This window comes from Providencia vermicola, from assembly GCF_010748935.1.
Lineage (GTDB): Bacteria > Pseudomonadota > Gammaproteobacteria > Enterobacterales > Enterobacteriaceae > Providencia > Providencia zhejiangensis.
On the sequence record NZ_CP048796.1, the window covers coordinates 2,172,317 to 2,186,665 of the forward strand.

At 41.6% G+C, this 14,349-nt stretch carries 13 protein-coding genes; 8 read left to right on the forward strand and 5 right to left on the reverse strand.

Features of this window, described 5'->3' with window-relative positions; all coding sequences use genetic code 11:
- Positions 1 to 132: 132 nt before the first annotated feature.
- From fadR to G3341_RS09740, 4 genes are all read left to right on the forward strand, one after another.
- Positions 133 to 849: a fatty acid metabolism transcriptional regulator FadR gene (gene fadR, locus G3341_RS09725; protein ID WP_154621783.1), complete on the forward strand. Its 717-nt coding sequence runs from the start codon at positions 133 to 135 to the stop codon at positions 847 to 849.
- 512 nt (positions 850 to 1,361) lie between these two features.
- Complete coding sequence (locus tag G3341_RS09730; RefSeq protein WP_244316419.1) at positions 1,362 to 2,663, forward strand: D-amino acid dehydrogenase; 1,302 nt, start codon at positions 1,362 to 1,364, stop codon at positions 2,661 to 2,663.
- Positions 2,664 to 2,711: 48 nt separating this feature from the next.
- Complete coding sequence (gene alr, locus G3341_RS09735; protein WP_163861515.1) at positions 2,712 to 3,782, forward strand: alanine racemase; 1,071 nt, start codon at positions 2,712 to 2,714, stop codon at positions 3,780 to 3,782.
- A gap of 138 nt (positions 3,783 to 3,920) precedes the next feature.
- Positions 3,921 to 4,673 carry a MipA/OmpV family protein gene (locus G3341_RS09740; protein ID WP_154621950.1) on the forward strand — a complete coding sequence of 251 codons (753 nt, stop codon included), beginning with the start codon at positions 3,921 to 3,923 and terminating at the stop codon, positions 4,671 to 4,673.
- A gap of 66 nt (positions 4,674 to 4,739) precedes the next feature.
- Here the strand turns inward: G3341_RS09740 and G3341_RS09745 are convergent, their stop codons facing one another.
- Entirely contained in the window at positions 4,740 to 5,621 is an 882-nt protein-coding gene (locus tag G3341_RS09745) for a D-hexose-6-phosphate mutarotase (RefSeq protein ID WP_154621949.1), read from the reverse strand.
- A 171-nt stretch (positions 5,622 to 5,792) separates the two neighbouring features.
- Positions 5,793 to 6,788: a glyceraldehyde-3-phosphate dehydrogenase gene (gapA, locus tag G3341_RS09750; protein WP_004920333.1), complete on the reverse strand. Its 996-nt coding sequence runs from the start codon at positions 6,786 to 6,788 to the stop codon at positions 5,793 to 5,795.
- 355 nt (positions 6,789 to 7,143) lie between these two features.
- Here gapA and msrB point away from each other — a divergent pair, with 355 nt between their 5' ends.
- Both msrB and G3341_RS09760 read left to right on the forward strand, forming a co-directional pair.
- Entirely contained in the window at positions 7,144 to 7,557 is a 414-nt protein-coding gene (gene msrB / locus G3341_RS09755) for a peptide-methionine (R)-S-oxide reductase MsrB (RefSeq protein WP_154621948.1), read from the forward strand.
- 118 nt (positions 7,558 to 7,675) lie between these two features.
- The gene (locus G3341_RS09760; RefSeq protein ID WP_163861518.1) at positions 7,676 to 7,978 is read left to right on the forward strand and encodes a YeaC family protein; all 303 of its coding nucleotides are present in this window, start codon (positions 7,676 to 7,678) and stop codon (positions 7,976 to 7,978) included.
- A 721-nt stretch (positions 7,979 to 8,699) separates the two neighbouring features.
- Here G3341_RS09760 and pncA read toward each other — a convergent pair.
- From pncA to sppA, 3 genes are all read right to left on the reverse strand, one after another.
- On the reverse strand, positions 8,700 to 9,356 hold the full coding sequence (pncA, locus tag G3341_RS09765) for a bifunctional nicotinamidase/pyrazinamidase (protein ID WP_154621947.1): 657 nt from the start codon (positions 9,354 to 9,356) through the stop codon (positions 8,700 to 8,702).
- The gene (gene ansA / locus G3341_RS09770) at positions 9,343 to 10,362 is read right to left on the reverse strand and encodes an asparaginase (protein WP_163861521.1); all 1,020 of its coding nucleotides are present in this window, start codon (positions 10,360 to 10,362) and stop codon (positions 9,343 to 9,345) included. Before ansA ends, pncA begins: the two co-directional genes overlap by 14 nt.
- 195 nt (positions 10,363 to 10,557) lie before the next feature.
- Complete coding sequence (gene sppA, locus G3341_RS09775) at positions 10,558 to 12,414, reverse strand: signal peptide peptidase SppA (RefSeq protein ID WP_154621945.1); 1,857 nt, start codon at positions 12,412 to 12,414, stop codon at positions 10,558 to 10,560.
- A gap of 324 nt (positions 12,415 to 12,738) precedes the next feature.
- Here sppA and G3341_RS09780 point away from each other — a divergent pair, with 324 nt between their 5' ends.
- Both G3341_RS09780 and selD read left to right on the forward strand, forming a co-directional pair.
- Positions 12,739 to 13,290, forward strand: a complete 552-nt coding sequence (locus tag G3341_RS09780) for an NAD(P)H nitroreductase (RefSeq protein ID WP_163861523.1) — start codon at positions 12,739 to 12,741, stop codon at positions 13,288 to 13,290.
- A gap of 14 nt (positions 13,291 to 13,304) precedes the next feature.
- Complete coding sequence (gene selD / locus G3341_RS09785) at positions 13,305 to 14,345, forward strand: selenide, water dikinase SelD (RefSeq protein ID WP_163861526.1); 1,041 nt, start codon at positions 13,305 to 13,307, stop codon at positions 14,343 to 14,345.
- Positions 14,346 to 14,349: the final 4 nt, after the last annotated feature.

The following is a 14,349-nucleotide window of genomic DNA, read 5'->3' on the forward strand; positions in this document are numbered from 1 at the left end:
GATAATATATTAATTATATGAGGGTCTTATGATTGGTTTCATTGTTTATGTGTGGTCTAACTATCTCAATTTACGACAATCTGGTATGATTTCTACAATAATCCGTCTGAAAATGTTTGGAATAATAAAAATATGGTCATAAAAGCTCAAAGTCCTGCAGGTTTTGCGGAAGAGTATATTATTGAAAGTATCTGGAATAATCGCTTTCCACCAGGGTCGATTTTGCCTGCAGAACGTGAACTATCGGAGCTGATTGGTGTGACTCGTACAACGCTCCGAGAAGTGTTACAGCGTTTAGCTCGTGATGGTTGGTTGACTATTCAGCATGGTAAGCCAACAAAAGTAAACAATTACTGGGAGACATCGGGTCTAAATATTTTAGAAACCTTGGCTCGACTCGATCATGACCGTGTGCCGCAGCTTATCGATAATTTATTGGCGGTAAGAACGAATATTGCGGCTATTTTTATCCGCACTGCATTTCGTCAAAATCCTGAAAAGTCTCTGGAGGTCTTGTCTGAACGTGAAAAAGTCGAAGACAACTCAGATGCCTTTAGCGCCTTGGACTACAATATTTTCCGAGGATTGGCGTTTGCGTCTGGAAACCCTATTTATGGTTTAATTATCAATGGGTTGAAAGGGCTTTATACCCGCGTTGGGCGTTATTATTTCTCGAATCCAGAAGCGAGACGTCTTGCGCTTAATTTTTATCAGCAGCTAGCCAATTTATGCCGCGAGCAAGCGTATGAACGTATCATGGAATGTGTTAGGAATTATGGTAAAGAGAGTGGGATGATTTGGCACAGTATGCAAGGCAATATGCCTAATGATCTCGCCAATAGCCGATAATTTTAACGGAGTGCACCTCAATTGCCTTCTTTAATCTAACATCTGTTTGTCATCACTAAGGCCAGTTTGGTTTATTTAACCTACTGGCTTTTTTATTTTGTGTCCTAAGTCACTAAATTTTCGTCAATTCTAAAAACTGCGCAATAACAAAGGTATTATTCACACTAAGTAATATGATTAGAGTAATAATCTGTCATGCTGTGGTAAATTAAAATATATTAAAAGTTGTCCTTCCAAAATAAAATCCCAACAAGACAGTGTAAAACTCTAAATTAAACCACGAGCGAGCAACTGTCCAGACCGCAAAAAATACATATTTTATTGTTTTTATTGGTTATATTTAACTTTGCAAAATTTTGCCAATAGAATTTAAAACCAAAGTGTAAAGTATTTGTAATGAAATTTGAATTAATTATCTGAATTGTTAAAAATGTTAATCAACCATATTGGAAAATAAATTATAGAATATTATTCTAACTAAAAATATTTCATGCTACATGGCAGGGGGAATAATGAAAGTTTTAGTATTAGGTGCAGGTGTCATCGGTGTTACGACAGCTTGGTATTTAGCACGAGAAGGGCATGAAGTGACTGTGCTAGATAGACAAATGGATGTTGCCGAAGAAACGAGTGCAGGTAATGCAGGGCAAATTTCCCCTGGTTATGCCACTCCATGGGGAGCGCCCGGTATTCCCCTTAAAGCAGTGAAATGGATGTTTGAAAAACACGCCCCTCTCGCAATTCGGCCAGATGGAACATTGTTTCAATTACGTTGGATGTGGCAAATGTTAAAAAATTGCGATATTCAGCATTATGCAATGAATAAAAGCCGTATGGTCAGAATTGCTGAGTATAGCCGTGACTGCATTCGTCAATTACGTGCTGATACAGGCATTACTTATGAAGGACGTGAAGGCGGTACATTGCAGCTATTTAGGACTGAAAAACAGTTTGATAATGCAGCAAATGATATTGCTGTTTTACAGCAAGAAGGGGTGCCATACGAGTTATTAACGGCAAATGAGTTAGTGAAAGCCGAACCAGCCCTAGACTATGTGAAACATAAATTGACAGGTGGATTGCGTTTACCGAACGATGAAACGGGTGACTGTCAGCAATTTACCAAAAAACTCGCCAAAATGGCTCAAGATTTAGGCGTGAAATTTCGATTTGGTTGTCACATTGAACAAATTCTGACTGAGGGAAATAAAGTCAGTGGCATACGTTGTGAAGGCGAAATATTGCAGGCCGATCGTTATATCGTGGCAATGGGCTCGTATTCAACATCGTTATTACATAATTTAGTAAAAATCCCAGTTTATCCTTTGAAAGGCTACTCTTTGACTATGCCTATCATTGACATTCAACGTGCACCAACATCAACGGTATTGGATGAAACATACAAAATAGCCGTGACACGCTTTGATGATCGTATCCGTGTCGGTGGTATGGCTGAGGTTGTTGGATTCAATTTGAATGTATTAAAAAAACGCTGTGAAACCTTAAAGATGGTGGTGCAAGATCTTTATCAGGGCGGTGGGGATATTTCTCAAGCCACATTTTGGACTGGATTAAGACCAATGACACCAGATGGTACGCCGATTGTTGGTCCGACGGCTTATAGCAATTTATATTTAAATACTGGGCACGGGACATTAGGCTGGACGATGGCATGTGGCTCAGGCAAGCTATTGGCTGATTTGATTTCTGGCAATAAACCCGATATTGCATCGGACGATTTATCCGTATTCAGATATATAGATGGATTTAATACCAAATTAATTCCAAACGGTGATTTATCGCCTGCGCGTTGAGCAATTGGCTGGAAATACATTCGGATAGCATAAAAAGAAGGAAACACGATGCCTCGCCCAATTAGTGCGGTCATTCACCTGCAAAATTTTACCCATAACTTATCCATTGTGCGTCAGCATGTTGGACAAGCGAAAATATGGTCAGTCATGAAGGCAGATGCCTATGGGCACAGTATTCAACGAGTCTGGCATGCGTTAGCCGCATCAGATGGTTTTGCCATTTTAGATTTGGATGAGGCTATTTTGTTACGTGAGCAGGGTTGGCAAGGCCCAATTTTATTGTTAGAGGGGTTTTTCCAACCTGACGATCTACAGCTGATAGACCAATATCAGTTGACAACGGCACTGCATAGCCATTGGCAATTAGATGCGCTAGAAAATGCAACGGTTAACTCTGCAATACCCGTATATGTCAAATTGAATAGTGGTATGAATCGCCTCGGTTTTAGACCTGAAGAGTATGCAGAGGTAGTGCACCGACTCTCTGCAATCAATAATGTGGCTTCGGTGACATTGATGACTCACTTTGCTAACTCAGATACGTTGACAGGAACAGACAAACCACACCAAATCATTAAGTCGTTTATTGATGAGAGTCTACCTGTGTGTATTGCTAATTCAGGTGCCACGTTATGGCATCCAGATACGCATTATGACTGGGTACGTTCTGGCGTCATTCTGTACGGCGCATCACCAAGTGGTTGTTGGCAAGATATTGCTGATAAGGATCTGCGCGCAACGATGACGTTGCAATCACAAATTATTGCAACGCATGATATCGCTAAGGGTGAATCAATTGGTTATGGCAGTAAGTTTACGGCGACTCATCCAATGAAAATTGCGACAGTCGCATGTGGTTACGCGGATGGTTATCCTCGTCATGCGCCAACAGGCACACCCACTTGGTTAAATGGAATGCGTTGCCCAATATTAGGGGCTATTTCGATGGATATGTTGACTATCGATATTAGTGACTGTCCTGGGGCCAAGATTGGTGATCGAGTGGAACTGTGGGGGAAAAATTTACCCATTGATGATGTTGCACAGGCAGCAGGCACTATTGGCTATGAATTGATGTGCGCATTGGCTAAAAGGGTGCCAGTGAAATATGAAAATTAGAATAATTGCATAAACTATTATTAGACATAGCTATAAATTTAGCTAAAAATGTGATCATCTCTGCTAGCATTTTGGCTAAGGTGTGCATCAAGGTATGATGCACACTATTGTTCAATTATCTAATATTTCAGGTTTTATATGTCTAAAACAATTAAATTAACATCACTTGCTGTTGCACTAGGTTTCTTATCTTCCGCTGCGGTAGCAGGCACTTGGTCTGTAGGTGGTTCGGTTTTAGCACAATCAACACCGTATAAAGGCATAAAAACAAAAGATTATGTTACACCAGTTCCCATTGTTAATTATGAAGGGGAAAATTTTTACTTTCATACCTTAGCAGTAGGTTACTATTTGTGGAATGATCAAGTTGACCAATTATCCCTTGACGCTTATTACTATCCACAATTTTTTAAACCAAAAGACAATGATGATCGCGATATGCGTGAACTGGATCGTCGCAGAGACACGGTCATGGGCGGTCTGACCTACAAGCACAGAGCGGATTGGGGAACGATCAGAACCATCGCTTCAGGGGATATGTTAGGCATCAGTAATGGTTTACGTGCGGAAGTTGCTTATCTGTATGGTTTCCATGGCGATAAATGGTCTTTGGTGCCAGGTGTTGGTATCAAATGGGATAGCAAAAACCAAAACCGCTATGAATATGGGGTCTCCTCAAAAGAGTCACAAAATAGTGGTTTAGCTCGTTACCGCCCAGGTGATAGCTGGACGCCATATGTTGAGCTATCAGGTAACTATAAATTTACTGAAAACTGGAGTGCATTCGCCATGGGGCGTGTTGACCGTTTACCAAATGAGGTTAAAGATAGCCCAATGGTTAACAAATCTGTTTCTGCAATTGTTTGGAGTGGTGTGACCTACACATTCTAACGGCTGAATAGAAATGCCTAAAAAGCCCCAGACGTGCAATATGCTTTTGGGGCTTTATTTTATGTATTACTCTTGCGGTTTATTGTCTCGTGTCATCATCACTAAGGAAAGGCGAGCAGGGTGCTGACTTTCGCTTTTCATTGGCTGATTAATGCGTGCTGTTTCGACACAGACCATCTGTTTATAACCATTATTTGGCATATCTTGCATGCTGCATGATAATTCAGCCCATGGATTCCAGCACACGACATCAGAATTATGATAATGATGGATTTCAATAGTGCGTGACCAGCAATCATCTCTGACCAAGCTATACTCTTCTGGCTCAGAATAAATTCTGTCAGTATGAGCGGTTATTTTTAGGGGTTTATCTGCATAGACTTCACGGTCACTTACCTTATCAAAATAATGGCCACCTAGGCCATAGACCGTCGTTTTATGGATATCACCAACGTTGAGGTAAGTGTGCATGGCGGCCGTAGTGTCAAAATCACCATAGCTTTCTAACTCTAATTCACAGGTTTCACCGAGTTTCATACGTAATATGAGGGTAAACTCATGTGGCCAGAGTTTACGGGTATAGTCGTTATCGGTGAGGGTAAAGGTGAGGATCACACCATCTTCGTGTTCATTATGTGCAGTAAACTGCCACGGTAAAATCCGTGCAAAACCATGGCTAGGGCTGCCAGCAGGACCAAACCAAGGCCAACAAATAGGAATACCACCGCGAATAGCGGTGCCTGCTTTGAATGCACTTTCACTGCTGAGCCAGATACACGGTTTTTGACCATGAGGTTGCCAATCAATTAGTTGAGCACCTTGAATGCTAACAGCACCACGTACTTTAGGGTGAGAAATAATAATTAAGGGCAGTTCACCCAACTGACGTTGGCTAATGTAGGCTGAAAGTTGCTTAATAACGGGTAAAGCAAAGAGTGTATCATGCATAATTATTTGCCTGTATATATGGAACAGTGAATACAAATAGGTTAGCAGAACTCAGGAAAACCGTCATTCTCCCTGAGACGTAAGTGGGGGACTCCCGACAAAATTGGCGGTAAATAAAACAAAAGAGCCGCCAAAAGGCGGCTCAAATTAACCTTAAAACATGAATGACTCTTATTTAGAAATATGAGCAATCAGGTCAAGAACTTTGTTTGAATAGCCAGTTTCGTTGTCATACCAAGAAACCAGTTTTACAAAGTTATCATTCAGTGCGATACCTGCTTTAGCATCGAATACTGAAGTCAGTTTTTCACCGTTGAAATCTGTTGATACAACATCATCTTCAGTATAACCCAGAACGCCTTTCAGCTCGCCCGCAGCAGCTTCTTTGATAGCATCACAGATTTGAGCGTAAGTCGCTGGTTTTTCCATACGAACAGTTAAGTCAACAACGGAAACGTTAGGCGTCGGAACACGGAAAGACATACCGGTCAGCTTGCCATTCAGTTCAGGAATAACTTTACCTACTGCTTTAGCTGCACCTGTTGAAGATGGGATGATGTTTTGAGAAGCACCACGACCACCACGCCAGTCTTTGTGAGAAGGGCCATCAACAGTTTTTTGCGTTGCTGTAGTTGCGTGAACAGTTGTCATCAGACCTTCGATGATACCGAATTTGTCGTTGATAACTTTAGCCAGAGGGGCCAAGCAGTTAGTTGTACAAGAAGCGTTAGAAACGATTTCTTGACCTGCATAGCTCTTATGGTTAACACCCATAACAAACATTGGCGTGTCGTCTTTTGAAGGACCTGTCAGAACAACTTTTTTCGCGCCTGCTTGGATGTGTTTACGTGCGGTTTCATCTGTTAAGAAGATACCCGTTGCTTCAGCAACGACGTCAACACCGACTTCGTTCCACTTCAGGTTTGCAGGATCTTTCTCTGCGGTAACGCGAATTTTTTTGCCATTTACAACTAGGTGACCATCTTTAACTTCAACAGTACCGTTGAAACGACCGTGAGTAGAGTCATATTTCAGCATGTAAGCCATATAGTCTGCATCGAGCAGGTCGTTGATAGCAACGATTTCGATATCAGAACGCTCTTGTGCAGCACGGAAAACGATACGGCCAATACGACCAAAACCATTAATACCTACTTTGATAGTCATAGTATTTCCACCAGCTATTTATTCGTGAATTAAGTTGTAGTTAAAGTTACCAAAACCTTGCCAGCCGTCAAGCGGAATCGTGTCAATTATTGAAAAAAATCAAAACTACTCGCACTAATTGCTTACTTGTCAGCCACTTTAGAGGCAAATACATCCGCACGTATTATCGGGATTGTGCGGGATAATGAAACCTGCTATCAGTGATATATGTGAAACCCGTCACAAATCAAAACACAAAGCAGCGTGTTAATTAGTTTAGAATATCTTTATAAAACTTGTTGTTAATTTTTTGTTGCGTCAAATGGGGGTATTATTAGCTTAATACCACTAAGTGATTTCAATATTTGGGTTTGATATGACAGATAAAAGTAAGCAACCGATTGATATTTCGGAGCTAAATGATATTCAGCAATATGTGACTCAACAAGCAGGAACAGAACGTCCTTTTACTGGGGTTTTATTGCATAATCGTAAAGATGGGGTGTATGAATGTCTGTGTTGTGGTACACCACTTTTTCTATCAGAGACCAAATTTGATGCCGGATGTGGATGGCCTAGTTTTTATCAGCCAGTGAATGAAGATGCGATTAAATACATCGAAGATTTCTCTCATGGCATGCATCGAATCGAAGTTCGCTGCCAAAACTGTGATGCTCACTTAGGACATGTCTTTCCTGATGGACCGCAACCTACTGGGCAGCGTTACTGCATTAATTCAGCATCATTAAGCTTTATCGATGAGCAAACCGGCGAAAAGACTCGTGGATAGGGTGCTGAAGCAAGCTGAAGCTAAAAAACAAAATAAAGCATTATCGATTCAGCTAAATTGAAATAGATCATGAAATACCGATAGATGATTTGCTGAGTCTTTTTGAAGGAGTCGTGAAGTGAGTATAGAGTTAGAGCCAGAACAATTAGAGCAACTGTTATCAGTGATGACCCCTGAGATTTATCAGCGTTTAGTGACCGCTGTTGAATTAGGAAAATGGCCTGATGGTGTCGCTTTAACCGCAGAACAAAAAGAACATAGCTTACAAATGGTGATGTTATGGCAATCGCGTCACAATCATGACCCTGAACATATGACGATTGGTACGGATGGGCAAATTACCATGAAAAGTAAGCAGGAGCTCAAATCAATGTTTCAAGGCGAGATGCTGGCGACATTGAAACCACAAAACAAAGACTAGTTTCATCTGCTTGCCTCTTTATCTCAATAAGAGGCAAGTCATATCGATAATACGCTATTGCTAAAACGGTCTTCTCCGCTAATACAAAAGGTTAAGAGACACATTATGAAATTGTCTTCTCATTTACTCTTTTCTTTCAAATAATTTCTTCCGACGATTTTTCAAACATAAAGTCTGGCATGAGAAAGATTTTTACGGCCTCAAAGTCGGCTTTAATTTATTTGTTCACTGTTTATTTAAATTGATGATAATCATTGATAATTAAGGTTATTTATTGGGTTGCCATAAAGAAGCATCAAAGCACTGTTTCGATAAACACGCCTGTAATTTTGCTTAATAAATAAAGATAATTTATGGCAAATAATGATTCTCATGAGCATATCGGCAAGCCTTGATAGTGATAATAAACATGGAAGAGTCACCGGTGAGGAGGAGCTGGTGGGAGCCATAGCAACTCATATTCGCGTTCCGTAGCTATTGTTCCAGTAACAGAACGAAAGGTTACTATATTGACTAAAACTGCTCGTTAAGTTTCAACCATTAAAGCAACAAGAATGCAGCGGTTTAAACAGACGGTGAGCAAACTTAAGTGTGTCACAGCAAGGGCAAAGTGGGCTTGCAACATGATAGCTTTAGTGATCAAAAGAGGATGCAGTTAATCTGAAATGATAGCGGGATGTTTTACCCACTGTATCATCGGATCCAGCGGGTATTTTTATGTCTATTGCAAGGAGTCGGTTGTCAGTAAAGTCGCCCCTTTTTGCGACATTTCAGCTAAGGCAAGCTCACTGTCCATCGCTGATAAGTTTACACCACGGCAACCATCAATCAGCACATCGACGTTATAGCCTAGTTTGAGTGCATCCAGTACGGTAAATTTGACGCAATAATCGGTGGCAATACCCATAATAAATAATTGCGTAATTTGCTGTTCTTGTAGCCATGCATGCAAGCGTGTTTGGCTAATCCGATCATTGTCGAAAAAAGCACTGTAGCTATCTACTTGAGGATTTTCCCCCTTAGTGAAGACTTCACAGATAGCCTCTCGATTGAGCTTTGGATGAAAGTCAGCGCCCGTTTCACCTTGCACACAATGCACTGGCCACCAGACTTGAGGAATGCCATTGAGAGTGCCAATATCCCCCTCACGGGTTCCTGAATTAACGGCAAAACTCAGATGGTTGGCAGGGTGCCAGTCTTGGCTAGCGATAATCGGAATATTTTGTTGTTGGCATAGTTCTATGGCTCTATTCGCTGTCTCTATCACTATTTCACTGTCTGCGACAGCAAGTGCGCCGCCAGTGCAGAAATCATTTTGTAGATCAACTAAGAGTAAAGCGGATTTAATTAAATCCTCATGGGGATTATTCATCGGCATAGCTGAGTTCACCTCTAAGATTATTTTGCATTAATTCCCGAACATGTGCCAGTGTATATTCTTGACTGAGTAAGTAATGTAATTTACTTAAAGCGGCCTCAAATGTCATATCAAATCCACTAATCACCCCAGCTTCGGCAAGAGCGTGGCCTGTTGCATACCCCTCCATATTGACGCGACCAGAAATACATTGCGTCAGATTTACCACGATAATGCCGCGATTTGTTGCATCATGGAGGATTTTCAGTAATTCAGGTTGCTGGGGAGCATTACCAATACCATAAGAACGCAGAATGAGTGCTTTCACGGGTTGCTGGAGAATATTACGTACAATTTCAATCGATAACCCTGGATAGATCATGACAACGCCAATAGGTTGAGGGGTTATCCTATGGGTAATCAACGGACCTATACCGATGGGAGCTGGACATGTGTTGAATGTGCGAATATGAATACCCGCCTCCATCAAAGGAGGACAGTTAGGAGAGGTAAATGCATCGAAGCCATCCGCATGAGATTTGACAGTACGATTGCCCCGATACAGCTTGTTGTTAAAGAACAATCCAACTTCATTAATGGGATAATTAGCGGCAAGATACAATGCATTCAGTAGGTTAGTTTGGCCATCAGAACGCAATGCCTCCAAGGGTATCTGTGACCCTGTCACAATAACGGGCTTGCGTAAGTTCTCTAACATAAAGGATAGCGCAGAAGCGGTATAAGCCATGGTATCTGTGCCATGAAGGATGACAAACCCATCATAATTGTCATAATTTTCGCTGATATCATCGGCGATATTTTGCCAATCCTCAGGTGTGATATCAGAAGAGTCGATTAAAGGTTGATGTTCTCTGATTGTAAACTCTGGCATTTCAGGACGATGAAACTCTGGCATTTTAGCTAGCTGGGCCTGAAGATGGCCTGAAATAGGAATATAACCTTGGGGAGAGTGGCGCATACCAATGGTTCCACCGGTATACACAACATAAATCGATTTCTTCTGCATTTAATTACCTAATTTATTTCTGAACACATTGCCTAACAAGATAAAAAGTGCTTGTTACCATTGGCTCTATTTGGAAGCGAGATAATTCTGACGCATTTAATTGCAGTTATCTACTGCTTAAATGGCTTTTGCTAGGGAGAATGACAAGATAAATCAATTAATCCCCTTTAGATATTCTAAAGGGGATCGGGGAGATTAATGAATATCCGCGCAATTTAGGCAAAAGGCATAACGATTTTGAGGATCGTTCATTTTTAAGAAAAATTGGGCTTGCTGGCGAATATCAGTGGCGACGGCGGGAGGTAAGAATACCTGTAACACATCGGGTACTATCGCTTGTGCGCTGTTGCTCAGTTCGAGAATTAACTGATCCATAAATGACAACTCAGGTTGCATCCAGTCCAATTGTACAGAATCAAGCTTGGCTAATTCAGCGGCTTTGGTGACGGCATCATCGAAATCACCTAATTGGTCGACTAGACCAAGTTTTTTCGCATCACTGCCGATCCAGACGCGACCTTGTGCAATTTTGTCGATCTCTTCCGGTGTTTTATGGCGTGCTTTCGCCACTAAACCAATAAAGGTTTTGTAACCATTTTCGATGGTAATCTGCATCATATCAGCAAATTCAGGGCTTATGCCTTTAGTGGCAGAAATATCAGCCAGTGGGGTTGTTGATACGCCATCCGTATAGACTCCGACAGAATCTAGTGTATTTTCAAATGTATTGATCACACCAAAGATGCCGATAGAACCTGTTATCGTATTTGGGCTAGAAATAATATAGTCAGCTGGTGTTGAGACCCAATAGCCACCTGATGCCGCCATACCGCCCATAGAGACGATAACCGGCTTACCTGCTGCTCGCGCAGAGGCTAATTCATTACGAATCAGATCAGAGGCTGTGACACTACCACCGGGGCTATTAACACGTAAGATGATTGCTTTGATGTTGTTATCTAAGCGAGCTTCTCTAATTTGCGAACTGATCAGGTCTCCACTGGCAATGCCCGGCGCTTGGGGGCCATCCATGATCGCACCTTGTACAACGATCACCGCAATATTGCCGGGCATTTCAGCGCCGATACTGGTGATTTTTGCTGAATAATCATAGATACTCACGTAATTAAAATGTTTCTCTTGGTCATTCCAACCAAATTGCTTCTTGAGCACATTTTCAGCTTGTTCACGCGTATAGATTTTGTCGACCAGTTTTTGGTTTAGCGCATATTTCGCGTTATCACCGTCAGAAGCACGTAATTTATTGAGTAATGCCTCTGTACCTGGAAAAATTCCTTCCGCTGTGGTTTTACGGTTTTTAGCCAAAGTCTCTAGATAGTTACCCCATAAGGCATCTAACCACTGCTTAGTCGATTCACGAGCTTCTGGTGACATATTGTCACGCATTAGCGGCTCAACTGCCGATTTATACGTCCCTACACGGAAAATATGGCTACTGACTTTGAGCTTTTCTAACAGTGATTTGTAATAAAGGGTATTGGTTGAAAAACCTTGAATGCCGACCATTCCTTGTGGTGCAAGGAAAATGTGGTCAGCATAACTGGCTAAGTAATATTGAGATTGACTAAAGCTATCACCAACTGCATAAATAGGTTTACCAGAGTCTTTAAACTCGGTAATGGCTTTACCAATAAAATTGAGCGAAGGTTGGTCGGCTCCAACAAGATTGTCTAAGCGGAGTACCATACCGGTAATACGGTCATCGGTAGCGGCACTGCGGATCGTATCGACAATATCAAATAGCGAGTTTTCTTGCATTCGGCTATTGGGAGTCCCCAAGAGTTCACGGCTCATACGACCAAAAGGGTCAGGTGTTGAGACTTGATCAACAACTACGCCCTGTAAATCAACATACAGTGCACCAAAATAGTTTTGGTCAGGTTTAGAATCGGATTGATATAGCGCTATCGAACCAATGACTAAAAAACACAATACAAGAAAAATGGTATTGAAAACCAGCTCTCGAATAAAATTTAGTATTCGCCAACTAAACTTAAATACAGTGGCGATGATTTCCCATATTTGACGCATAATTTCTCCGACACACGAATTTGCACTTGTTATCTTAATGAAATAAAAACAGTTGTCTGCTAATGAATGATATTTTTATTCATAACAATGTTTTCTAGCGCGTTGTACAATATCGTGATTATATTTTTCAACACACACAAATGATATAATTCAATTTATTAATCAATATAATACTGTAGTCTCTCTCAAGCGAATAAGACTGCCAAAAAGCTTTGTAGACACAGTAGAATAACCTTAAATCGGTTATTTAATCATTAAATAGCATGATTATGATTGCTTGTTTGAATGACTATTATATCAGTTTACTCTGAATCGGAGATGAATATGGATGCTTTAACCCTTTTATTGAACCGCCGTTCAGCTTCACGGCTAACAACGCCAGCACCACAAGGTGATGAGTTACAAAATATTTTGGCCGCAGGCATGCGAGCGCCGGATCATGGTGCTTTACGTCCTTGGCACTTTGTTGTTATGCAAGGTGAAGGGTTAAATCGTTTTAGTCAATTACTGGAAAAAGCGGCAAAAGAAGGCAATTTAGGCGCAGAAGTTGAAGAAAAAGCGCGTAATGCTCCCTTTAGAGCGCCATTGATTATTACCATTATTGCGAAGACACAAAAGCACCCTAAAGTGCCTGAATGGGAACAAATTGTCGCCGCAGGGTGTACTGTACAAGCCATGCAAATGGCCGCAGTAGCACAAGGTTTTGGAGGGATCTGGCGTTCAGGATCTTGGACGGAAGATGCTATTGTTCGTGAAGGTTTAGGTTGCACGCCGAATGACCATATTGTTGGTTTCTTATATTTAGGCACACCTGAGCTGAAGGCACCTGCAAAAGTTCAATTTCCTGATATGCAAGATTTTGTTTCTCACTTTTGATAAGGCCAAGTTCAGTGGAAAAAATCAGATTAACTCAGTACAGCCATGGCGCAGGCTGTGGTTGTAAAATCGCCCCAAAAATATTGGAGCAAATTCTTCATACCGAACAAGCTAAATTTCACGACCCTAATTTATTAGTCGGTAATGAAACGAAAGATGATGCGGCGGTGTATGACTTAGGTAATGGCATCGGTATTATCAGTACGACTGATTTTTTTATGCCGATTGTCGATTCACCTTTTGAGTTCGGTCGGATAGCCGCCACGAATGCAATTAGTGATATTTTTGCCATGGGAGGCAAACCCATCATGGCGATTGCGATTTTAGGGTGGCCAATCGCAAAATTACCCCCGGAAGTGGCAAAAGAAGTCATCGAGGGGGGGCGAGCAGCGTGTGCTGAGGCGGGGATCTCTCTTGCTGGTGGGCATTCGATTGATGCACCTGAACCTATTTTTGGTCTTGCAGTGACTGGCGTAGTGAATACGGAATATGTGAAGAAAAATAGTGCGGCTACCGCAGGGTGTGAACTCTTCCTGACTAAACCGTTAGGTATCGGTGTGTTAACGACCGCAGAGAAAAAAGGGGTATTGGCGTCAGAGCACCAAAACTTAGCCACTGAAACTATGTGTCAGATAAATAAGTTAGGGGCAATTATTGCGCCATTAACGGGGGTGACGGCCATGACCGATGTGACGGGATTCGGCCTACTTGGTCATTTGAGTGAAATTTGTGAAGGTTCGAAAGTCCGTGCAGAAATTTACTTTAGCCAAGTACCCAAATTGGCGAATGTTGAGCAATATATCGATGCGGGTTGTGTTCCCGGTGGAACCCAACGGAACTTTGACAGTTATGGGCATCTCATTGGGCCAATGACGGAAGCTCAGCGCAAGTTACTCTGTGATCCGCAAACATCTGGTGGATTACTCATCGCCGTAGAGCCTTCTGAGGTCGCTAAAATTAAAGACATTGCACAGCAGCAAGGTGTTTTGTTACAGTCTATCGGTAAATTATTACCCCAGCGGGAAAATGTTCCTTTAATTGAAGTGAAAGATTAACTTA